We start from the raw sequence: 20,468 nt of genomic DNA on the forward strand, positions 1-20,468 counted from the left end.
ATCTTCGCTGGTGCGTCGGTAAAGGCTGAGGGTTTTGAAGGGATAGGGAACGCTGGATGGGAATGGTCGTTTATAGCTTGCTGCTGGCGCTGGGCTTGGTGCTGAGTGCGCCGTGGTGGCTGTGGAGAATGGCGACCAGCGGGCGGTATCGCGCGGGGCTGGCGGGGCGGCTGGGGATAGTGCCGCCTTCACTCAGGCAGGCTGTCAAAGGCAAGCAGGTCATCTGGTTTCATGCGGTGTCGGTGGGCGAGGTCGTCGCGGCATCGCGGCTGATCGCGCAGTTGCAGGAGGCGTTTCCGAGGTGGGTCATGGTGGTCTCGACGACGACGATGACCGGGCAGAAGATCGCGCGCGAGCGGCTGGGTAAGGCTCCGGTGTTCTATCTTCCGCTGGACTTCGCGTGGGCTGTTCGGGCGTATCTGCGGGTGCTTCAACCCCGGCTGATGGTGCTGATGGAGAGCGAGCTGTGGCCACGCCTTCTGGTGGAGTGCGAGCGGGCAGCGGTGCCGGTGGCGGTCGTCAATGCACGAATCTCGGACCGCTCGTTCCCGCGGTATATGCGGCTGCGCCGGCTGTGGAGGCCGCTGCTGCGGAAGGTGACGATCTTTCTGGCTCAGGGGCAGGAGACGGCCTCGCGGCTGGTAGCGATTGGGGCTCCGACGGAGCGAGTGCGCGTGGCGGGCAACCTGAAGTACCACAACGGCACTCCTGATATGGGGGCTTCGTCGATCACGACGATGCTGCAAGGTCTGGTGAGCGATAGGAAGCTCGTGGTCGCAGGCAGTACCCTGCCGGGCGAGGAAGAGATGCTGCTCGAGGCGTGGCCGGGGGTAGTGGCGCAGGTGCCGGAGGCGGTGCTGCTGATCGCTCCACGGCATCCGGAGCGGTTCGCCGAGGTGATGCGGATGGTGGATGGCTCGGGCCTGCGGAGCTACCGCGCTACCGAGATGCAGCAGGAAAAGCCGGAGGAGATTACGGCCGGGAGCGTGGTGCTGCTCGATACGGTGGGCGACCTGGCGACGGTCTACGGGCTGGCCTGTGTAGCGTTTCTGGGGGGCAGCCTGGTGGCCAAGGGCGGGCATAATCCTCTGGAGGCGGCGCTCTTCGGCGTGCCCGTGGTGATGGGCGGCTCGTACGAAAACTTCCGCGCGGTGGTGGACGGGATGAGGGCAGCGGAGGCGATTCGGATTGTGACTCGCGAGCAGTTGGGAGACGCTTTGGTGGAGCTGCTGCGGGATGGGCAGGAGATGGGTGCCAGGGGTAGGACCGAGTACCGGAAGCAATCCGGTGCCGTGGGGCGGACGGTGACCGTGCTGCTGGACTTGCTGGAGGTGATGGATTGAAGCGGGCGTGGGGATTGCCTCTGGTGCCGCTGTATCGGGCGGGGCTGGGGCTGAAGGGTCTGTTTGCGGGTGAACCGAAGCGGCTGGCATGGCCGGTGGTGAGCGTGGGCAGCCTCTCCGCCGGTGGTGCCGGGAAGACTCCCGTGGTCAAGGCGCTGGCCGGGGTACTGGGCCGCATGGGCGTGCAGGTGGATGTGCTCTCGCGTGGGTACGGGCGGTCTTCGAAGGCAATCGAGCGTGTCGACGCGGACGGAGATGCGCAGCGGTTCGGCGATGAGCCGATGGAGCTGGCACGGGCTGGCGTGGAGGTCTTCGTCGGGGCCGACCGCTATGCGGCGGGGCTGATGGCCGAAGCCCAAGGTGGGCAGGGGGTTCATCTGCTCGATGATGGATTTCAGCATCGGCGGCTGGCGCGGGACCTGGATGTGGTGCTGCTGACCGCTCAGGACGTGGGCGATTCCCTGCTTCCGGCGGGCGATCTGCGCGAGCCCCTGCGGGCGCTGGCCAGGGCGGATGTGATCGTACTGCGGGAGGATGAGGCCGCCGAACTTCAAGCCTGGCTGTCGGCGCGGGGGCTACGGGCTGAGGTCTGGGTGGTACGGCGGCGGCTGTCGCTGCCTGCGGATATGCCCTCGCGGCCGGTGGCGTTCTGCGGGATTGCGCGGCCGGAGGGGTTCTTTGCCGGACTGGTGGAGGCTGGGTTCACGCCCCGGGTCAGGATTGCTTTTGCCGATCACCAGAAGTACGGGATCGCGGAGATCGAGCGGCTGGCCGAGGCAGCGAAGCTGTTGCGGGCCGATGGGTTTGTGACGACCGCCAAGGATGAGGTGAAGCTCACCGGGCCGCTGCGGACGCTGCTCGAGACGGCGGGGCCGATCCGGGCGGCAGAGCTGCGGGTGGAGATGGTGGATGAGGAGGCGGTGCGGCGGCGGCTGAGATTTTAAATCCTTGCCACGCACAGCATCGAGAATCGCACGAAGTGCCGCCCGCCCGGCGTTAGGGCTCTGTTGCCCCTGTCTTTGTGCCTGAGAAAAGAAAGCATATCTCGGGGGCTAAAGCCCCGACCTACCCCAGAAGCAACGACAACAGCAAAAGCAGATTCCCTCCGCTTCGCTCCTGAATGACAACCAAGAAAACAGGCAACAGCGCCCTAACGCCGGGCGGGCGGCACTTCGTGCGGTTCTCGACGCTTCGCGTAAAGCTCTTTTGTCCGTGGTAATCCTTTAGGAGCCTTCACACCGGCGAGCCAGCTCTGCGTGAGAAGATGGGTGCTTGCGAGTCTCAACTCCAAATCGGCTGAGAGTGCTGATCGTGCGCGTGGGCGCTATGGGAGACGTGCTGCACGCCCTGCCCGCCGTGGCTGCGCTGCGGCAAAAAAACCCCTGGTGCCACATCGGCTGGGCGATCGAGCCAGCCTGGTGGCCGCTGCTCGAGGCCAGCGACGGCTCAAGGCCGCTGGTCGACCGGGTCCACGAGGTTCCTACCCGCGCCTGGAAACGGCGGCCGTTCTCCCTGCAGACGGCGCGTGAGATCGCCGGGCTGCGGCGGGAGCTGCGCGCCGGTCGCTACGACATCTGCGTCGATCTTCAGGGGTCGATCCGGTCGGCGATGATCGGGCGGCTCTCGGGAGCCAAACGGCTGGTGGGGCCGGAAGAACCACGAGAGCGTCAGGCCCGGATGCTGTACACGGAGCGGGTGCGGACCGAGTCCGTCCATGTGATCGAGCAGGCGTGCGAGCTGCTGGGCGGGGCTGTGAAGATGGAGTTGACGCCCGGGGTGGCCGCTCTTCCCACCGACGAAGATGCCCGCGCCCACTGCGCCGAGGCGTTGATAAAGTTCGGCGTCGTGAACGGGGAGCGGTTCGTGCTGCTGGCTCCCACGGCGGGCTGGGGCGCGAAGATGTGGCCCACGGGGCGGTTTCGGGAGCTGGCCGTGCGGCTGCGGACGGCGGGCTTCCGGGTGGTGGTCAACGCGGCCTCGGAGAAGGACATCGTGGCGAGGCAGGTGGCGGCGGGCGGCGTGGCCGAGATCTTCGCCTGCGGGGTTGGCGAGCTGGCGAGCGTGGTGCGGGCGGCGACTCTGGTCGTCGGCGGCGATACCGGGCCGGTACAGATGGCCGGGGCGCTGGGAACGCCCGCCGTGGCTCTCTTCGGACCCACCGATCCGGCGCGGACCGGGCCGCAGAGGTTTCCGGGCAGCCGGGTCCGGGTGTTGCGCGATCCGGCAAGTGTGGTGGACCATCGGCGGCACACGGCGACCGAGGCTGGGTTGGCTCGGATCGGGGTGGATGAGGTCTTTGAGGCGGCGATGGAGATGATCTACAAGTAAGTCTGTCCTGCTTTGAAACCCATGTCTCAGAGACAAGACAGGGAGGCACCTGCATCTGTGATGAGTTTTAAAGCCTGGACCTACCCCAGAAACAAAAGCAACAGCAAAGACAAAACAGAAGCAGATTCCTTCGCTCCGCTCCTGAATGGCAACCGAGAAAACAGGCAACGGCAAAAGCGTCTTCACGCCGAACGGGCTCTTTTAGCTTTTGCAGGTCGGTGAGACTCGATCGTCCAGTTCTCGTCTTACTCTGTGCGGCCCGGAAAGGTATGCTGGGAGACTGGGGTTATCCCCAATTTTATGAGTAGTTCCAGTTTGGGAAGGTTAGTAACGAATGGCAGAACGTACGGGCTGGCAGCGGGTGGCAAAACGGATTCGGGTTCCCATGGGATTCGTCTTTGCGGTGGTGTTCCTGACCCTGGCCCGGCCTAGCTGGAAGACGCTGGCGGTGAGCCTGGTGCTGGTGCTGCCGGGTCTCTGGCTGCGCGGCTATGCTGCCGGATATGTCCGTAAAAACTCCGAGCTGACGACCACCGGCCCCTACGCCCACACGCGCAACCCGCTCTACCTGGGGTCGATGCTGATCGCCTTCGGATTTGCGGCGGCTTCGGCAAGCTGGGTGATCTTTATTGCTCTGGCGGCGCTCTTCGCGGCGATCTATATCCCGACCATCCAGGGCGAGGAAAGCTATCTGCGTGAACACTTTGCGGGCTTCGATGCCTATGCGGCGGCGGTGCCGCGGCTGCTCCCACGACTGACGGCGGCTCCCTCCACGGGCGAACGGGGAAGTTTTTCCGCGAAGCTCTACCGGCATCATCGCGAGTACAATGCTGCTATGGGTGTCGGCGCACTGTACGCCGCGCTTCTGATTCGTCTTGTGCTCGAGCGATAGCTACTTCTGCCGGTGCTCACTCGAAGCCGGTAGCAGTGGGGCTCTTTTTGGGGGGACCACCGGATATTACCCGGAACACTACCGGAACCATACATTCTTTCCGTTCGCGAGCGTGCCTTTGACGATCTGTAAACTCTGTATCTCTTCCCTTCTTCTAGTGCTTTCTCTAGCAGGCACGACCTCCGCACCAGCCCAGTTTCCGGGGATGCGGCCGTCCGTGCCGGTCGTGATCCCGACGCTTCAGCCGCCGGACCCCGTGTATGCTTTTCCACAGCACGCGACGCTGACTTTTTCAGTGGATTGGCGGGTTTTTACGGCGGGGACGGCAGTTTTCCACATGGATCGGGTGGGGACTGAGGAAAAAGTGACCGCAACCGCCGACAGCGTCGGCAACGTGAACATGATCTTCCCGGTGGCCGACAAGTTCCAGGCCGGGTTCGATACCAAGACCGGCTGCTCGACCGGCTTCAGCAAGCAGTTGCAGGAGGGGCGGCGGAAGATCAACAGCGACCTTGCCTTCAACTACGCGACGGGCAAGCAGACCGAGGTCGTCCGGAACATGGTGAAGGTCACCTCGACCCAGAAGACGGCGTCGATTCCGGCCTGCGTGGCGGACTCGCTCTCGGCGATCTTCTACGTGGCCTCGCGGCCGCTGGTGGTGGGGCAGAAGGTGAACTTCCCCCTGGCCGACTCGATGCGGACCGTGACCGTGGCCATGAAGGTCGAGGGCAAGGAAGAGATCAAGACCCCGGCGGGGACGTTCCAGACGATCCGGGTGCAGCCGACCGCCGATGAGGGCGTGGTGAAGAACCGGGGAACGATTTACATCTGGTATACGGACGATGCGCGGCACATGCCGGTGCAGATACGCGCCCGCTTGTTCTGGGGTACGATCACGTTTCATCTACAAAGCTACGAGATTCGATAATCGAGACAGGCGAGGTAAAGCAATGAGCACACACGAGATCGACCAGAACGAGTTGGATGAGAACCAAGTGATTGTGGGACGGTACCTGGACCCGGCCGAGGCGCACATGGCGCAGGGTCTGTTGGAGTCGGCAGGGCTGGAGTCGTTTTTGCAGGGCGAGAACGCCAACGCAATCGTGCCGATGGCGTTCCGCACGCGGTTGACGGTGCGGCAGGAAGATGAGGAGGCGGCGAAGGCGCTGCTGGCCGGTCCCAACCTGCCTGAAGAAGAGCAGGCCGAAGGGAACCAGCCGGGTGAGTAAAGCGGTACTTTGTCTTTCGGGCGGGATGGACTCGTGCGTCTGCGCGGCTCTGGCGGCGAAGCAGCACGAGGTCTACGCCCTGCACTTCAGCTACGGGCAGCGGACCGAGGCTCGCGAGCTGAAGGCGGCGCAGGAGATCGCGCGGCTGGTGGGGGCCAAGGAGCTGCTGCACCTGAAGATCGACCTCTTCCGCAGGATCGGCGGCTCGGCGCTGACGGACGCGACCATCGCGGTGCCCGAGGCGGGCGCGGAGATCGGGGCCGAGGTTCCGGTGACGTACGTGCCCTTTCGCAACGCACACTTTCTCTCGGCGGCGGTAAGCTGGGCCGAGGTGCTGGGGGCGCGAACGGTGATGATCGGCGCGGTCGAGCAGGACAGCTCGGGCTATCCCGACTGCCGCCCGGCGTACTACGAGGCGTTCAACAAGCTGATCGAGGCGGGCACGAAAGAGGGCGATATTCGGGTCGAAACGCCGCTGATTCGGCTGAGAAAGAGCGAGATCATCCGGTTGGGAGTTGAATTGGGCGCGCCCTTCCATGTAAGTTGGTCATGCTATTCGGGTGAGGCGGAGGCGTGCGGCGTCTGTGAAAGCTGCGCGTTGCGTCTGCGGGCGTTTCGTGAGGTTGGCGTGGACGATCCGATTCCCTATCGAGCTTCTGTCTCTTAGCCGCAGCGGCAGGAGTCGGCATCGTAGGTTGGCAGTAAGATAAAAGAAATTAGCAAATGGATTCTTAAGAAGAAGTCGGCAAGACAAAGATTTTTGGCGCCGCCTGGGCAGCGCGGGAGAGATGAAACGTGAAGAAGCTATTTAGAAATAGGGCCGGAAACGTTCTGGCTGTGGTTGGGGCTTTCGTTGCGCTGGCGATCTTCGCCTTGACCGCGACCGGCATGGCGCAGACACCGGCTCCGGCCTCGATCCACGGTAAGGTGACCAACCCCGCCGGGTTCCCCATCGTCAAGGGCGATGTGAAGCTGACGACCGACAAGACCGGCGAGGCCAAGGACCGGAAGTACAAGTACAGCTTCCCCATCGACGCGCAGGGCAACTACAAGGGCGACGGCATCGTCCCGGGCGACTACCTGGCGGTGGTGATGGTCGATGATAAGACCATCGACTTCATCGAGAGTGCGCAGCTGAAGTCGGGTGCGGACTTCGAGGGCAACTTCGACATGACCCGCAAGGAGTACATCGACAAGATGACTCCGGAAGAGAAGAAGCAGCTCGAAGAGTTCAAGAAGAAGAACGCCGAGACGATGGCGGCAAACTCCAAAATCGCCAACCTGAATGGACTGCTGGCGACAGCACGCGGCGATATCAAGTCGGGCGACTTCGATGGCGCGATCAAGGCTATGACGGACGCGACGACGGCCAAGCCCGATGAGGCGATCCTGTGGCTGACGCTGGGCGATGCGCAGTTGGGTTCGGGCTCCGCGGCCCAGGCGGCGGCGCGCACGGCGCACACCAGCCCCATGGACGCGGCGATCGTCGAGAAGTTCACGGCGGCGGCGGCCTCTTACCAGAAGGCTATCGACGCCAACACGGCCTCGAAGAAGCCGAACGCGGAGACGGGCGCGACGGCCTACAACCAGCTAGGTCAAGCGCTGGGCCGCTCGGGCAAGACGAAGGAATCGGGCGAGGCATACGACAACGCGGCCAAGGCTGATCCGGCAGGCGCGGGCAAGTATCTCTACAACGAGGCAGCAACCCTCTTCAACGCGGGCGATATGGATGGCGCGGCAGCAGCGGCGGACAAGGCCATTGCGGCCGACCCGAAGCGCCCGGACATCTACTACATCAAGGGCCAGTCGCTGGTTTCGAAGGCGACGGTTGACCCGAAGACGCAGAAGATCGTGGCTCCTCCGGGCTGCATCGAGGCCTACCAGACCTACCTGCAGCTTGCTCCCGACGGCCCGCACGCGGCGGATGTGAAGCAGGTGCTGGACGGCTTCGGCGCGAAGATCGAGTCGAGCTACAAGGCGAACACCAAGAAGAAGTAGTCCGTGGTTGAGAAGAGAGCCCCGGGGCGTGATGCCTCGGGGCTTTTCTTATGTTTGCGGAGGAGAACGGGATGACGACGTTGGGATTCGAAGCGGCACTGGAGCTGCTGCGCGAGCTGCGGGTGGTGGCCGTGGACGAGATGGAAGAGGTCGCTCTGGGGGCGTCTCGCGGGAGGGTGCTGGCCGCATCCGTCGCGGCGGATCGGGACCAGCCGCCCTTCGACCGGGCCACGCGGGATGGGTTTGCGGTGCGGGCGGAGGATTTCAATGTAGGTGAGCTGGCGGTGGTGGGGTCGGTGCGGGCCGGGCAGCGATGGACAGGCGCGGCGCTGGGGATGGGTGAGGCGATTGAGATTATGACCGGCGCTCCCCTGCCCGAGGGCGCGGACGCTGTGGCGATGGTGGAGCATGTCGTCCGCAAAGGGGAACAGGTGCGAGCGGCTGTGGGGAGGAGTCTCGTCGCGGGCGAGAATGTGGTCGAGCAGGGAGCCGAGGCTCGGGCCGGGCAGGTGCTGCTACCGGTCGGGAACGTGATGGGCGCGGCGGAGATCGCCTTGGCAGCGGCCTGCGGGCGGGCGCGGGTGAAGGTGTGGCGGCGGCCGACGGTGGCGATTGTAGCCACGGGGGATGAGCTGGTGGAGCTGGGCACGGCTTCGGCGCTGGAGCCGCAGCAGATATGGAACTCGAACAGCTACGCCATCGCCGCGATGGTGGAGGCGGCGGGCGGCGAGGCGGTGCGGCTGCCGATCACGCCGGACGTGCGCGAAGCGGTGGCGGCGAGCCTCGAGCGGGCGCGGGAGTGCGATCTGGTGGTGCTCTCGGGGGGCGTCTCGATGGGAGAGTATGACCTGGTGGAAGAGATGCTGCTGGCCGCCGGGGCAGAGTTCTTCTTTACCGGGGTGAGGATGCAGCCGGGAAAGCCGATGGTCTGTGGGCGGTTGGGCGAGAAGCTGTTCTTTGGACTGCCGGGGAATCCGATCTCGACGCAGGTGACCTTTCACTGCTTTGTGGAGCCGTTGCTGCGGCGTATGTGCGGCGAGGCTGGAGCGGCTCCGCGATGGGGACTGGCTCGGCTGGCCAAGGAGGCCGAGGGCAAGCCGGGGCTGACGCGGCTGCTGCCCGGACGGCTGGATGGCGTGGAGGCTTGGGTAGTCGGGTGGCAGGGGTCCGGCGATCTGGCGGCCAACGCGAGGGCGAACTGCTATGTGGAGCTGCCGGAGGGCCGGGCAACATTGGCGGCTGGTGAGTATGTACGAGTGTTGCTGCGGTAGGCTTGTGTAGCGGATGCCCTTTGAAATAGTGCAGGCAGCAAAGAAAGCATACCTCGGGGGCTAAAGCCCACATCTATGGCGGGTTTTAATGTCCGGGCTAAAGCCCGGACCTACCCAGAAGCAACAACAAAAGCGCGGGTTCGTGGTGAAGCGGTACTGAGGAGAAAAATTGGCAGACAAGCTTTCGCACTTCGATGAGGCCGGGCAGGCTCACATGGTGGACGTGAGCGGCAAGAGTGAGACGCGGCGGGAGGCCGTGGCGGGGGCGTTTGTGGAACTCTCCGACGCAGTGCTGGCTGCGCTGCCGCAGAACCCGAAGGGGAACCCGCTGGAGGTGGCGCGGTTCGCCGGGATTCAGGCCGCGAAGCAGACCTCGACGCTGATTCCGATGTGTCATCCGCTGGCGTTGAGCTTCGTGGATGTGCAGGCGACGGTGGTGGCCGGTGGGGTCTCGATTGAGGCGACGGCGGCGACCGTGGCTGGAACGGGGGTAGAGATGGAGGCGATGGTGGCGGCTTCGGTGGCGGCGTTGACCGTGTATGACATGACCAAGGCCTTGGACAAGGGGATTCGGATACGCGAAGTGGCTCTGTTACGGAAGAGTGGTGGGAAGAGCGGGGAGTATCGGCAGGAGTCTTAGATTCCTACCGACAAGACGAACACGCGAAGCAGTAAAAAGGCGTGTGAACACCCGCACCGCGCGTAGCAGGCCCGTCTGGAAAGACTGTCTTTGCAGATGGGGCTAAAGCCCGCTTTTGTGTAGGTCTTAGATGTCCAGGCTAAAGCCCGGACCTACCCAAGAAACAACGGCAAGAACAAAAGCAGAAGCAGATTCCTCCGCTTCGCTCCTGAATGACAACCAAGAAAACAGGCAACGGCTAATGTGCTTTAGATGGCAGTGGCCACGGTTACGGCGAAGAGGTGGTTGGGGTCTTCCAGCGCGTCAGTCAGGCGAAAGCCCGCCGGGCTCAGAAGGGCTTCAATTGCGGGTTTTGTGAATTTGTAACTGTTTTCGGTGTGAATTGTTTCTCCAGCGGCGAAGTCAATCGTGAGGGCTGGAGATTCGGCGTCGGCGGGCAGGTGAACCGTCTGGGCGATGCGGGATTCGAGGTGCATCTCGATGCGGGATTCGGTGGGGTTCCAGATGGCGCGGTGAGTGAAGCAGGTGGGACTGAAGTCCGTCCCCAGCTCGCGGTTGAGGCGGATCAGCATGTTGCGGTTGAAGGCGGAGGTAACGCCCGCAGCATCGTTGTAGGCGGCCAGGAGTGAGGCAACGGGCTTATGCGGGCCGGGAGCCAGGTCGGTGCCCAGCAGGAGCCTGTCGCCGGGCTCAAGCTGAGCACGCAGGATGGCGAGGACGTCGACAGCCTCGGAGGGTGTGAAGTTGCCGATGCTGGAGCCGATATAGAGGGCCAGAATGTGCGCTGCGGGCGGGCGTTCGAAGTGGAGCAGCTCGATGGTGTAGTTGGCGAGCTGGGGCGCAACCGTGAGGCCGGGCAGAGTGGCTTCCAGATTGGTGCGGGCCTCGTCCAGGCTGGACCGCGAGACGTCTACGGGCTGGTAGAGCAGCTCGGGCTGGCGGCGTAGCGCGGCTTCGAGCAGGATGCCGGTCTTGGTGGCGGTGCCTGCGCCCAGTTCGACGATGGTGAGTGGCGCGGAACCGGCGGCGGAGGCAACGATCCTGTCGGCGTGGGCGGCGAAGAGGGCGCGCTCGGTGCGGGTGAGGTAGTACTCGGGAAGCCGGGTGATCTGCTCGAAGAGGTCGGAGCCGACGGCGTCGTAGAAGAGCCAGGGAGACAGGCTCTTGCGGGCGGCGGTGAGGCCGCGGCGGGCTTCGCGGGAGACGGCGGTGGCGGCGGCGATGCGGGGCTGGGCTTCGGTAACGGTTGGCGGCACGGGGCTGTGGTTCTCCGGGGTCGTTGGGGTGGGCGGTTATGCGTCCTGGGCGAGACGAAGGCCGGAGAACTGCCAGCGCGTGGAGGGCGGGAAGAAGTTGCGATAGGTGGCGCGGATGTGGGTGGTGGGGGTGACCGAGGAGCCTCCGCGCAGGATGATCTGCGAAGACATGAACTTGCCGTTGTACTCGCCGAGCGCGCCGGGGAGCGGCTTGTAGCCGGGGTAGCCGGTGTAGGGCGAGGCGGTCCACTCCCAGGTGTCGCCGAAGAGCTGGTGCAGGCCGTTGGTTGTGGGTGCGGGAAGAGGGTGGAGGGCGTTGGATTCCAGGAAGTTGCCTTGTGTAGTGGAGAGTGTGGCGGCTGCGTGTTCCCATTCGAACTCGGTGGGGAGTCGACAACCAGACCAGCGGGCGAAGGCGTCGGCCTCGAAGAAGCTAAGGTGACAGACAGGGGTGGCGGCGAGGGTCTCGAGCGGGTGCAGGCCGCCGAGAGTGTAGATGCTCCAGCCGGTGCTTGTGGCGGGGTCGCGCTGCCAGTAGAGAGGAGCCTGCCAGCCTGCGGCGCGCATGGTCGCCCAACCCTCGGAGAGCCATAGCTCCGGGCGGGAGTAGGCGTTGTCGTCCATGAAGGCGAGGTACTCGGCGACCGTGACCAGGCGGCTGGCGAGCCGGTAAGGCTGGAGGAAGACCGTGTGCTCGGGGGTCTCGTTGTCGAAGGCGAAGGAGAGTGGGTCGGTGGCGTCGGGGATAGTACCGATGCGGGTGAGGCCCCCGGCGAAGGGGATGAACTCGACGGGCGGGGCGATGTTGCCGGGGGTTGCCGGAGCTTCGAGATAAGCCGGGTGCAGGGGGTTGGTGAAGAGGGCGTGCTTGATGTCGGTGGCGATCAGCTCCAGATGCTGTTGCTCGTGTTCAAGGCCGAGGGTGATGCGGCGCAGGGCTTCGGCCTCGGCGTTGCCTTCGAGAAGCCGCTCGATAGCGCTGTCGATGTGGGCGCGGAAGGCCAGAATATCCGTCAGCGGCGGGCGCGAGAAGGAGGAGCGCAGCTTCTTCTCGGGCATCTCGCCGAGGGCGTTGTAGTAGGAGTTGAAGAGCCAGCGGAAGTCGGGGTGGAAGGGTTGGTAGCCGGGCAGGCCGATCGCGGGGTCGGTGAGGACGAAGGTCTCGAAGAACCAACTGGTGTGGGCCAGGTGCCACTTAACCGGAGATGCCTCGGGCAGGGACTGGACCATTAGGTCTTCAGGCGAGAGCGGAGAGGCGAAAGCCAGGGTGGCGGCGCGGACGGTGCGGAAGCGCTCGAGGAGGGCCGTGGCGACGGCTGGGTTCTGAACCTGGGTTGGCATGATGCTTCGTCCTCGTTCTAATGTTCCTCGATTGGATGCAGCTCGCGGCGGAGTCGATTGCTGGTTGCAGAAGTGTACTGACATATTGCTGTCTTCGACCAGCGGGAGAGCCACGCGAAGCAGTAAAAAGGCGTGTGAACGCCCGCCCTCCGCGCAGGAGGCCCGTCCGGCAGGACAAGGTTGTGGCAAGGATAAATCGGGCCTTCAGCGCTTTTTGTCCGGAAGGATCGGGGCCCGGCAAGGAAAGCAGCCCCTGGGGCTAAAGCCCGAACCTACCCCAGAGACAACGACAAAAACAGAAGCAGATTCCTCCGCTTCGCTCCTGAATGACAACCAAGAAAACAGGCAACGGCAAAAACAGCCGCCGAACCTTTGGCTTTACGGTTGGGCTCAGATCTCGAAGTCGATCTCGAGCGGCTCGACGAGCGGGATGAGCCACTCGAGAAGGGCCATGTGGATGGGGTGGATCGCGTAAGCCTCGTAGGCCGCCTGGTCGGTGAACTTCATCAGTCCGGTGAAGGTGTAGCCGCCGCCGCGCGGGGAGATATTGTTGCCGATGTTGGTCTCGAGCAGGCCGGGGATGACGCCCTGGAAGGCCAGAATATCGGTGGCGGCGCGCTGCTTCAGGGCTTCGGTGGCCTCGGGCTTCCAGCGGAAGGTGAAGATGTGGATGAACATGCGTGTGGCTCCTTAGGCGTGGTTGAGAAGGCGGGCGAGGCCGTACGCAGCGGCTGCGGCGGCTCCCCCGATGAGTGTAGTCTGGACTGCGCTGCGCAGGGCTCCGGTGCCGACGAGGCGGCCCTTGATGCCACCGAAGGTAGCCAGCGCGACCAGCGTGATGGCCACCGAGAGACGCAGGGCCGAGGCGTTGTCGGCGAGCAGCATGTAGGGCAGCAGGGGGACCATGCCTCCGGCGATATAGCTGATGGCGATGGTGAGGGCGGAGCGGTGGGCACGGTTGGCGGCAGGACGCTCGAGGCCCAGCTCGAAGCGCATCATGAAGTCGACGTAGGCGGCGGGGTTGGCCTGGAGGGCCTCGAGCACGGGCGTGGCGGCGGCGCGGGACACCGCGTACTGCTCGAAGATCTCGTAGATCTCCTCGGCCTCGTCATCGGGGCGGGTAACGACCTCGGTCTGCTCGCGGACCAGCTCGGCGGCGTAGTGTTCGGCGTCGCCGCGCGCGGCCAGGTAGCCGCCGAGGCCCATCGCGATGGAACCGGCGGCGATCTCAGCCAGTCCGGCGAGGACGACGAGGTGGGCGTTCGAGACCGCACCGGAGAGTCCGGCGGCCAGCGCAAAGGGGACGGTGAGGCCATCGGAGAGGCCGATGACGATATCGCGCACAGCCTCGGTGGATTGAAAGTGGGCTTCAGAGTGCGGGGCGCGGGTAACATCATGCATGGCCGGAGTTTATCGCAATGCAGCATGGGGCGAGTTAGAGTTGTGAAAGTTATGGGGGTGCGTCTTTCGTTTCGCAGAAGACGTCTCTCTGGGTAATTGGACCTGCGGTAACTTGAGCTGGCTCTGGATGGTGTTTGCGATGAACGTGCGCTCGGGCTTGGTTGCCCTGTTGTCTTTGGTACTTGCCTTGCAACCCGGACATGCTCAGGAAGAAGACGGAGGCGGCGCGGCGGCTATGGGTGGCGGCCGCATGGTTCGCGGGACGGTGACGGCGGTGGCTCCCGACCACCTGACGCTGAAGACCGAAGCCGGTGAGACCTACCAGGTGGCGTTGACGCCGAATACGCAGCTGCGCAAGGGGCGCGATCCGATAAAGGCCGCCGACGTGCACGTGGGCGACGGCGCGGGGGCGATGGGGGTGCTGGACGCTCCGAACAAGACCGTCCATGCGCTGTTCGTGGGGGTGGTGGACGCCGAGCAGATCCGCAAGATGCGCGAGGCGATGGGCAAGACGTACATCGCGGGCAAGGTGACGGCGATCGACGAGCTGAAGCTAACGATCCTGCGGCAGGACAACGTGACGCAGGTGATCGCGGTGGATGAGGATACGTCGTTTCGGCGCGGAGGACGCGGGATGCGTGGGGTGATGAACGGAGGCGGGCCGGAGGCAGTGCCTGCTGCTCCTTCTGCTCCGGCGGCGGGTGGACAGGGCGGCGAGAGCATCACGCTGGCCGACATCAAGGTGGGGGATTCGGTTGCGGGGCAGGGAGCGATCAAAGGCGGGGTGTTTGTGCCGACGCAGCTTGCGGTGATGGCGCCAGGCGCTGGGCGAAGGCGACGGGGCGATGCTCCAGCGGCGACACCCGGGGAGCCGAAATAGTGCGGATGCCTCCGGTGTGGATGATCGCGATAATGTTGTCGGGCGGTATGGCTTGGGGCCAGTCCCCTGCCCCGGCTCCTGTGGCTCAGGCTGCGACCGCTCCGGCGGTGGGCGGCGGCACGATTCATGGAGTGGTAAGGGCCGGGACAGTGCCTCTGCCGGGCGTCGCCGTGACGGCCACCAACACGCTGACCGGCAAGAAGTACACGACTTCGACCGACATAAACGGCAGCTATGCGATGACGATTCCAAAGACCGGCCGGTACGTCGTGCGGGCGGAGTTGGCGGCCTTCGCGGCGGAGACCAAGGAGGTTCGGCTGACGGCTGAGGCGACCGACCAGACCGCCGAGTTTGCCATGCAACTGGCCTCGCGCGTGGCCCAGCAGGAGCAGGCGGCTGATGCCACGTCCACCGGCGCGCTCACCGGCAGCGCCAGCAGGGCCAATCGGCAGGCGGCGCTGGAGCGGGGATTGCAGTCGCTGAACGTGACGGGAATCGGAGCAGAGGGGGAGGCGGCCACGGCGGATGCCAGCGCGGCGGGCGGCGGGCAGGCTGGTGCGGCGCTGCCCTCGCTGGCCGGACTGGGTACGGGTGACGGCAGCGACTCGGTGACCGTGAGCGGGCAGATGGGCCAGACCAACGGGCTCGCCAACATGAACGAGGACGAGATGCGACAGCGCATCCAGGACGCGATGGAGCGGGCTCGGCAGCAGGGCGGGGAGACCGCCGACCAGTTGAGCGCCGTGGCCGGGATGCTGGCTCCTCTGATGAACGGAGGCGGTTTCGGTGGATCGGGCGGCGGCTCGCGCGGCGGTGGTGGCGGACGCGGCGGCGGGGGGCGTGGAGGCGGCGGTGGAGGGTTTCGCGGCTTCAATCCATCCCAGCCGCACGGCGCGATCTTCTGGGTGGGCAGCAACAACCTGCTGAACGCGGCTCCCTTCTCCATCTCGGGCGATCCGGTGGCCAATCCGGCAGGCTACCAGAACTCGTTCGGGCTGAGCTTTGTGGGGTCGCCGTTCATTCCAGGACTGGTGAAGGCCAGCTCGAAGCAGTTCATCTTCTTCAACGTAACCGGCACGAGGAACATCAACGCGCAGATCTTCAACGGCACGGTGCCCACCGTGGCCGAGCGCTCGGGCGACTTTAGCGCGCTGGGCTCGACGCTCTACGACCCGGCGACCGGGCTGCCCTTCGCGGGCAACGTGATTCCGACGAGCCCGACGGGCTGCCCGGCGGGGCACCTGACCTGCTCGACCCTCTCGCCCGCCGCGCTGGCGCTGCTAAAGTATTACCCGGCCCCGAATGTGTCCGACGTAGGCTCGCAAGGGTACAACTACCAGACGCTGACGACGGCGGGCTCGAACAGCACGGCGGCCTCGCTGCGCTTCGTGCGCAACCTGGGCAATGCCCCGGCCTTCGGCGCGCGTGGCGGCGGCAGACGGCAGCAGGGCGGACCGGCAACGCTGCGGCAGAACATCAACTTCAACGGCAGCTACTCGCACTCGGCCAGCGACCAGAGGAATATCTTTCTGCCGCTGGGCGGGACCACCGCGACGACCGGCTACGCGACCACCGCGGGCTACACCATCGGCTACGGGCGACTGACCAACAATGCCACGCTGACGTGGAACCGCTCGAACACTTCGGGGCGCAACTACTTTACCAATGGCAGCTCCAATCCCTATCTGGACGCGGGGCTGGAGGCGACGCAGAACACCCAGAACCCGTTCTTCTTCGGCCTGCCGAACCTCTCGTTTACCGGCTTTACCGGGTTGAGCCAGGCCGCTCCCAGCGAGGCCATCGGGCAGACGATCAGCTTCTCGGACTTTGTGAGCTACAGCCATAAGCGACACAATATGCGCTTCGGCCTCGACATACGGCGCGTGCATGCGGACTCGCTGGGCGGCGCGAATCCGCTGGGGACGCTGACCTTTACCGGTTATGCGACCGGGGCTCCGGGCACGTCGCAGACGGCCTCCTCCGGCTCCGGCTTCGCGGACTTTCTGATCGGACTGCCGCAGCAGAGCGCCATCCAGGCCAGCTTGCAGAAGACGTATCTGCGCGAGAACGTCTACGACTGGTACGCGCAGGATGACTGGCGCATGCGCGGCGGGCTGACGCTGAACTTCGGGCTGCGTTACGAGTACTTCGGACCCTATACCGAGAAGAACAACCGTCTGGTGAACCTGGATCACACGCCGGACTTCAGCGCGGTGGCCCCGGTGACTCCGGGTGAAGTCGGTCCCTATCAGGGCCGGTTCAACCGCTCGCTGGTGAACCCCGACCATACGATGTACGCGCCGCGCTTCGGCTTTGCGTATCGTATGCCGAGCAAGTACCTGCCAACGCTGACCAAGGATGTCATCGTGCGCGGCGGCTATGGCGTGAACTACAACACGGGCCAGTACGCCAGCTTCGCCAAGCAACTGGCGTTCCAGCCGCCCTTCGCGCTGACCCAGACCAACTCGGTGACGACGCCCTCGATCTCGGGCACAGCCGGGTGCATGGGCGCGACGCCGACGACGGCGGCGAACCTGACCCTGACGAATCCGTACGGCTGCTCGACCGTGGCCGTGACGAACAACTACAGCGTGAACAAGAACTATCGCCTGGGGCATCTGCAGACGTGGAGCCTGGGCGTGCAGAAGACACTGCCGCTACAGACTGTATTGAACATCGACTACAACGGCACGGTGGGCGGAGCGCTCGATATCGTGCGGGCTCCGAACCGCAGCGCGACGGGGCTCAATAACCCCGATGCGCAGGCCTACCAGTATGAGGATTCGCTGGGCTTCTCTCGAATGAACGCGCTGCTCATCAACCTGCGCAAGCGGCAGCAGAAGGGCGTCAGTGTTCAGGCAACGTACTGGTATCGGCACTCGCTCGACAACGCCTCGTCGATTGGCGGCACCAAGGCCGTGCCCGCGCAGAACGACCTGGACCTGAACGCGGAGGAGGGCAACAGCAGCTTTGTCGTGCGTCACCAGCTAACGGGCAACTGGGTGCTCGAGCTGCCCGTCGGGCCAAACCGCGCGCTGCTGAACAAGGGCGGCTTCTGGTCGAGGGCGCTCGATGGCTTCAACCTGAGTGGCACCTACACCTTCGCGAGCGGCACCTACTTTACGCCGAACTACACGGGCACGGTGAGCGAGGTGGCCTCGGGTGTCGTCTCTTCGTCACGACCTGACAGGAACTTCAACGTGCCGGTGAAGGGGCCGGGACATCTGGTGCGTAAGGGGCCGTCGTGCCTCGAGTCGATCGACTCCTGCTGGTTCAATCCGGCTGCGTTCAGCGCGCCCGCCGCGGGAGTCTACGGCAATGCGTCGCGTGGCGATATCGAAGGGCCGGGCACGGTGACAGTCTCGTCGGCGCTCTCGCGGACGCTCACGTTTGGCGGTACGCGGAGCTTCGAGATGCGCATGACCGCGGCCAATGTCTTCAACACCGTGCAGTACACGGGCATCAACACGACGCTGAACTCTCCGACCTTCGGCGAGGTAACCGGGGCTGCGGCGCGGCGCTCGCTGAGCTTCACAGGGCGGTATCGTTTTTAGGGATGGGAGTGCGATGCAGGATCGTCTGGTTCGTCTAACTCGGAGCTTGATCGCCAGCGCGCTGGCGGCTGCGTTGACGGCCACGCCCGCGCTGCTGGCCGCGCCCTCGCTATTAGCCGCACAGGATGCCTCGTCAGCTCCGACCTTCACGCTTAAGGTGAACTCGAATATCGTGCTGACGAACGTGGTGGTGCGCGATAAGAAGACGGGCGCGGTGGTGAAGGATCTGAAGGCCTCCGACTTCTCCATCTTCGAGGACAACAAGCCGCAGAGGATCGCCAGCTTCGACTATCAAAATGTGGACGAGGCCGCGGTGCTGGCGGAGAAGAACACCGTCACCGGAAAGGCCACCATCGCCGACCTGCTGAACCGCAACCTCGCGGCCAGCCCCGATCAACTGCGCGACCATCGGCTGATCGTGATGTTCTTCGACCTGAGCAGTATGCAGCCGGAGGACATCGACCGCGCCGTCGAGAGCGCGCAGGATTACGTGAACAAAAAGATGCAGCCGGCAGACCTTGTCGCGCTGGTAAGCCTCTCGACCGGACTCACGATGGATCAGGACTTCACCTCGGATAAGTCGCTGCTGCTGCATGGACTGGGCAAGTACGATGGCAGCGAAGGCACGGGTTTCACAGCGGGCAATACCAGCGGCACCACTGACGGCACGGCTGATGACACCTCCACCTTCACCGCCGACGACAGCGAGTACGCGAGCCTAAACACCGACCGCGAGTTGTATGCGATCCAGACGATCTCGAAGTCGCTGGAGCGCGTGGACCAGCGCAAGAGCATGTTGTATTTTTCAGGCGGCCTGACGCGCAACGGCATCGAGAACCAGGCCAGCCTGCGTGCCGCGACGAACGCCGCCGCCAAGGCCAATCTTGCCATCTACAGCGTCGACTCGCGCGGTCTCGAGGCGCTGCCGCCGGTGGGCAACGCCTCCACCGGCAGCCTGCGCGGAACCTCGGCTTACAGCGGTGCGGCGATGCAGAACCAGTTGAACTCCAACTTTAACTCGCAGGAGACGCTGGCCACGCTGAGCGCGGATACGGGCGGCAAGGCATTCTTCGATTCGAACGACTTCGGAGCCGCGTTCCAGCAGGTGCAGCACGATACCGAGGCGTACTACATCCTCGGCTTCCGCTCGACGAACCCCGCGCGCGACGGGCGCTTTCGCCATCTCACCATCAAGCTCAACCGCAACGATGCGCGGTTGGAGTATCGCCCCGGATACTACGCCCCGGTGGACTTTCAGCACGCGAAGACCGAGGACCGCGAACTGCAATTGAACGAGCAGCTACGCAGCGATCTACCCGCGACCGACGTCGCCGTGTACCTGCAGGCGCTCTACTTCCGCATGGAGGACAACCGCTTCTTCGTGCCGGTGAGCCTGATCGTGCCGGGCTCGCAGATACCGTTCCTGAAGAACGGCGACAAGGACAAGGCGACGCTCGACGTGATCGGCCAGGTGAAGAACGCGCAGGGCATCGCGGTGGGCAACATCCGCGACACCGTGAAGCTGGCGCTCGACGCGTCGCAGCAGGTGCAGCGCAGGAATATCCAGTACTCGACCGGCTTTACGCTTGCGCCGGGGCGGTACCACCTGAAGTTCGTGGTGCGAGAGAACCAGACCGGCAACATGGGCAGCTTCGAGACCGACCTGAACGTGCCCGATCTGCGCAAGTCGCCGCTGAAACTAAGCTCGATTGTGCTGGCGAGCCAGCGCGTGCCCAATGCCGCGAAGAAGGCCGTGGACCCGCTGGTGCGCGATGGCGTCGAATTTGTGCCGAATATTGCCCATGTTTTTCGGCAGGATCAGCACCTCTACTTTTTGTACGAGGTCTATGATCCAGCGCATGAAAAATCTGGGCCGGAGGCACCGTCACCAGGCCTCGGACGCAGGCCGGAGATCGGCGGGATACGCGTGCTGACCAGCATCGAGTTCCTGCTCGGCGGTGTGAAGGTCTATGAGACGCCGCTAATCTCGGCGACCGCGATCAACACGCCGGACCGTGGCGCGGTAGCCTTCCAGTTCGATGTACCGCTGACACAGTTGAAGCCCGGAACCTACGTCTGCCAGGTGAATGTGATCGACGATGCCGGGGGCAGTTTCAGCTTTCCGCGCATGGCGCTCAAGGTGACGGGAGCTACAGCCATAGCGCAGCCAGCCGCGCAGTAGCTTACTTGTAAGGACAGTGGCGGCAGTCGTTGTTGCAGCAGAAGCCGCGCTTCAGGTGGTACGCCGCAGTAAAGACCATGTACGGGCCATCGAAGTAGAAGTCTTCGGGCGCAAGCTCTTCGACGGGTTCGGGCTGTGGCTCTTCGGGCATAG

General features: G+C 64.5%; 18 protein-coding genes. 13 read left to right on the forward strand and 5 right to left on the reverse strand.

Going from position 1 to position 20,468, the window contains the following annotated elements:
* Positions 1–56: 56 nt before the first annotated feature.
* The 10 genes from FTO74_RS14830 to moaC all read left to right on the forward strand — a co-directional run bounded on the left by FTO74_RS14830 (position 57) and on the right by moaC (position 9,701).
* A complete protein-coding gene (locus FTO74_RS14830; RefSeq protein WP_255462297.1) occupies positions 57–1,343 on the forward strand; it encodes a 3-deoxy-D-manno-octulosonic acid transferase in 1,287 nt (428 codons plus the stop codon).
* Positions 1,340–2,287 (forward strand): tetraacyldisaccharide 4'-kinase, encoded by a 948-nt coding sequence (lpxK, locus tag FTO74_RS14835; protein ID WP_162538844.1) that lies wholly within the window; start codon positions 1,340–1,342, stop codon positions 2,285–2,287. Before FTO74_RS14830 ends, lpxK begins: the two co-directional genes overlap by 4 nt.
* Positions 2,288–2,615: 328 nt before the next feature.
* The gene (locus FTO74_RS14840; RefSeq protein WP_255462298.1) at positions 2,616–3,671 is read left to right on the forward strand and encodes a glycosyltransferase family 9 protein; all 1,056 of its coding nucleotides are present in this window, start codon (positions 2,616–2,618) and stop codon (positions 3,669–3,671) included.
* A 334-nt stretch (positions 3,672–4,005) separates the two neighbouring features.
* A complete protein-coding gene (locus tag FTO74_RS14845; protein ID WP_162538845.1) occupies positions 4,006–4,563 on the forward strand; it encodes a methyltransferase in 558 nt (185 codons plus the stop codon).
* Between the two features lie 157 nt (positions 4,564–4,720).
* On the forward strand, positions 4,721–5,491 hold the full coding sequence (locus tag FTO74_RS14850) for a DUF3108 domain-containing protein (protein WP_345933331.1): 771 nt from the start codon (positions 4,721–4,723) through the stop codon (positions 5,489–5,491).
* Between the two features lie 22 nt (positions 5,492–5,513).
* Entirely contained in the window at positions 5,514–5,792 is a 279-nt protein-coding gene (locus tag FTO74_RS14855) for a DUF2007 domain-containing protein (RefSeq protein ID WP_162538846.1), read from the forward strand.
* Positions 5,785–6,459 carry a 7-cyano-7-deazaguanine synthase QueC gene (queC, locus tag FTO74_RS14860; protein WP_255462299.1) on the forward strand — a complete coding sequence of 225 codons (675 nt, stop codon included), beginning with the start codon at positions 5,785–5,787 and terminating at the stop codon, positions 6,457–6,459. The genes FTO74_RS14855 and queC overlap by 8 nt, the downstream gene beginning before the upstream one ends.
* A gap of 128 nt (positions 6,460–6,587) precedes the next feature.
* Positions 6,588–7,790, forward strand: a complete 1,203-nt coding sequence (locus tag FTO74_RS14865; RefSeq protein ID WP_255462300.1) for a carboxypeptidase-like regulatory domain-containing protein — start codon at positions 6,588–6,590, stop codon at positions 7,788–7,790.
* 71 nt (positions 7,791–7,861) lie between these two features.
* Entirely contained in the window at positions 7,862–9,061 is a 1,200-nt protein-coding gene (gene glp, locus FTO74_RS14870; protein WP_162538848.1) for a gephyrin-like molybdotransferase Glp, read from the forward strand.
* 169 nt (positions 9,062–9,230) lie between these two features.
* Complete coding sequence (gene moaC, locus FTO74_RS14875) at positions 9,231–9,701, forward strand: cyclic pyranopterin monophosphate synthase MoaC (RefSeq protein WP_162538849.1); 471 nt, start codon at positions 9,231–9,233, stop codon at positions 9,699–9,701.
* Positions 9,702–9,949: 248 nt separating this feature from the next.
* Here the strand turns inward: moaC and egtD are convergent, their stop codons facing one another.
* From egtD to FTO74_RS14895, 4 genes are all read right to left on the reverse strand, one after another.
* Complete coding sequence (gene egtD, locus FTO74_RS14880) at positions 9,950–10,957, reverse strand: L-histidine N(alpha)-methyltransferase (protein WP_174242233.1); 1,008 nt, start codon at positions 10,955–10,957, stop codon at positions 9,950–9,952.
* A 36-nt stretch (positions 10,958–10,993) separates the two neighbouring features.
* Entirely contained in the window at positions 10,994–12,298 is a 1,305-nt protein-coding gene (egtB, locus tag FTO74_RS14885) for an ergothioneine biosynthesis protein EgtB (RefSeq protein ID WP_162538850.1), read from the reverse strand.
* Between the two features lie 390 nt (positions 12,299–12,688).
* The gene (locus FTO74_RS14890; protein ID WP_162538851.1) at positions 12,689–12,976 is read right to left on the reverse strand and encodes a Dabb family protein; all 288 of its coding nucleotides are present in this window, start codon (positions 12,974–12,976) and stop codon (positions 12,689–12,691) included.
* Positions 12,977–12,988: 12 nt separating this feature from the next.
* Positions 12,989–13,699: a VIT1/CCC1 transporter family protein gene (locus tag FTO74_RS14895; protein WP_162538852.1), complete on the reverse strand. Its 711-nt coding sequence runs from the start codon at positions 13,697–13,699 to the stop codon at positions 12,989–12,991.
* A 139-nt stretch (positions 13,700–13,838) separates the two neighbouring features.
* Here FTO74_RS14895 and FTO74_RS14900 point away from each other — a divergent pair, with 139 nt between their 5' ends.
* From FTO74_RS14900 to FTO74_RS14910, 3 genes are read left to right on the forward strand one after another with little or no spacing between them, the layout of a single operon-like run.
* A complete protein-coding gene (locus FTO74_RS14900) occupies positions 13,839–14,579 on the forward strand; it encodes a DUF5666 domain-containing protein (protein WP_162538853.1) in 741 nt (246 codons plus the stop codon).
* Positions 14,580–14,599: 20 nt separating this feature from the next.
* Positions 14,600–18,133 (forward strand): TonB-dependent receptor, encoded by a 3,534-nt coding sequence (locus tag FTO74_RS14905; RefSeq protein WP_255462301.1) that lies wholly within the window; start codon positions 14,600–14,602, stop codon positions 18,131–18,133.
* Between the two features lie 13 nt (positions 18,134–18,146).
* Positions 18,147–20,315: a VWA domain-containing protein gene (locus FTO74_RS14910; protein ID WP_162538854.1), complete on the forward strand. Its 2,169-nt coding sequence runs from the start codon at positions 18,147–18,149 to the stop codon at positions 20,313–20,315.
* Position 20,316: 1 nt separating this feature from the next.
* Here FTO74_RS14910 and FTO74_RS14915 read toward each other — a convergent pair whose 3' ends face one another.
* Positions 20,317–20,466 (reverse strand): DUF5522 domain-containing protein, encoded by a 150-nt coding sequence (locus FTO74_RS14915; protein WP_162538855.1) that lies wholly within the window; start codon positions 20,464–20,466, stop codon positions 20,317–20,319.
* Positions 20,467–20,468: the final 2 nt, after the last annotated feature.

It is taken from the genome of Granulicella sp. WH15 (assembly GCF_009914315.1).
Lineage (GTDB): Bacteria > Acidobacteriota > Terriglobia > Terriglobales > Acidobacteriaceae > Edaphobacter.

What these genes read in the sequence shown, in the direction of transcription:
- FTO74_RS14830 (WP_255462297.1), top strand. Translation starts at nt 57, where the DNA reads ATGGGAATGGTCGTTTATAGCTTGCTGCTGGCGCTGGGCTTGGTGCTG.
- FTO74_RS14845 (WP_162538845.1), top strand. Translation starts at nt 4,006, where the DNA reads ATGGCAGAACGTACGGGCTGGCAGCGGGTGGCAAAACGGATTCGGGTT.
- FTO74_RS14855 (WP_162538846.1), top strand. Translation starts at nt 5,514, where the DNA reads ATGAGCACACACGAGATCGACCAGAACGAGTTGGATGAGAACCAAGTG.
- glp (WP_162538848.1), top strand. Translation starts at nt 7,862, where the DNA reads ATGACGACGTTGGGATTCGAAGCGGCACTGGAGCTGCTGCGCGAGCTG.
- egtB (WP_162538850.1), bottom strand. Translation starts at nt 12,298, where the DNA reads ATGCCAACCCAGGTTCAGAACCCAGCCGTCGCCACGGCCCTCCTCGAG.
- FTO74_RS14890 (WP_162538851.1), bottom strand. Translation starts at nt 12,976, where the DNA reads ATGTTCATCCACATCTTCACCTTCCGCTGGAAGCCCGAGGCCACCGAA.
- FTO74_RS14895 (WP_162538852.1), bottom strand. Translation starts at nt 13,699, where the DNA reads ATGCATGATGTTACCCGCGCCCCGCACTCTGAAGCCCACTTTCAATCC.
- FTO74_RS14900 (WP_162538853.1), top strand. Translation starts at nt 13,839, where the DNA reads ATGAACGTGCGCTCGGGCTTGGTTGCCCTGTTGTCTTTGGTACTTGCC.
- FTO74_RS14905 (WP_255462301.1), top strand. Translation starts at nt 14,600, where the DNA reads ATGATCGCGATAATGTTGTCGGGCGGTATGGCTTGGGGCCAGTCCCCT.
- FTO74_RS14910 (WP_162538854.1), top strand. Translation starts at nt 18,147, where the DNA reads ATGCAGGATCGTCTGGTTCGTCTAACTCGGAGCTTGATCGCCAGCGCG.
- FTO74_RS14915 (WP_162538855.1), bottom strand. Translation starts at nt 20,466, where the DNA reads ATGCCCGAAGAGCCACAGCCCGAACCCGTCGAAGAGCTTGCGCCCGAA.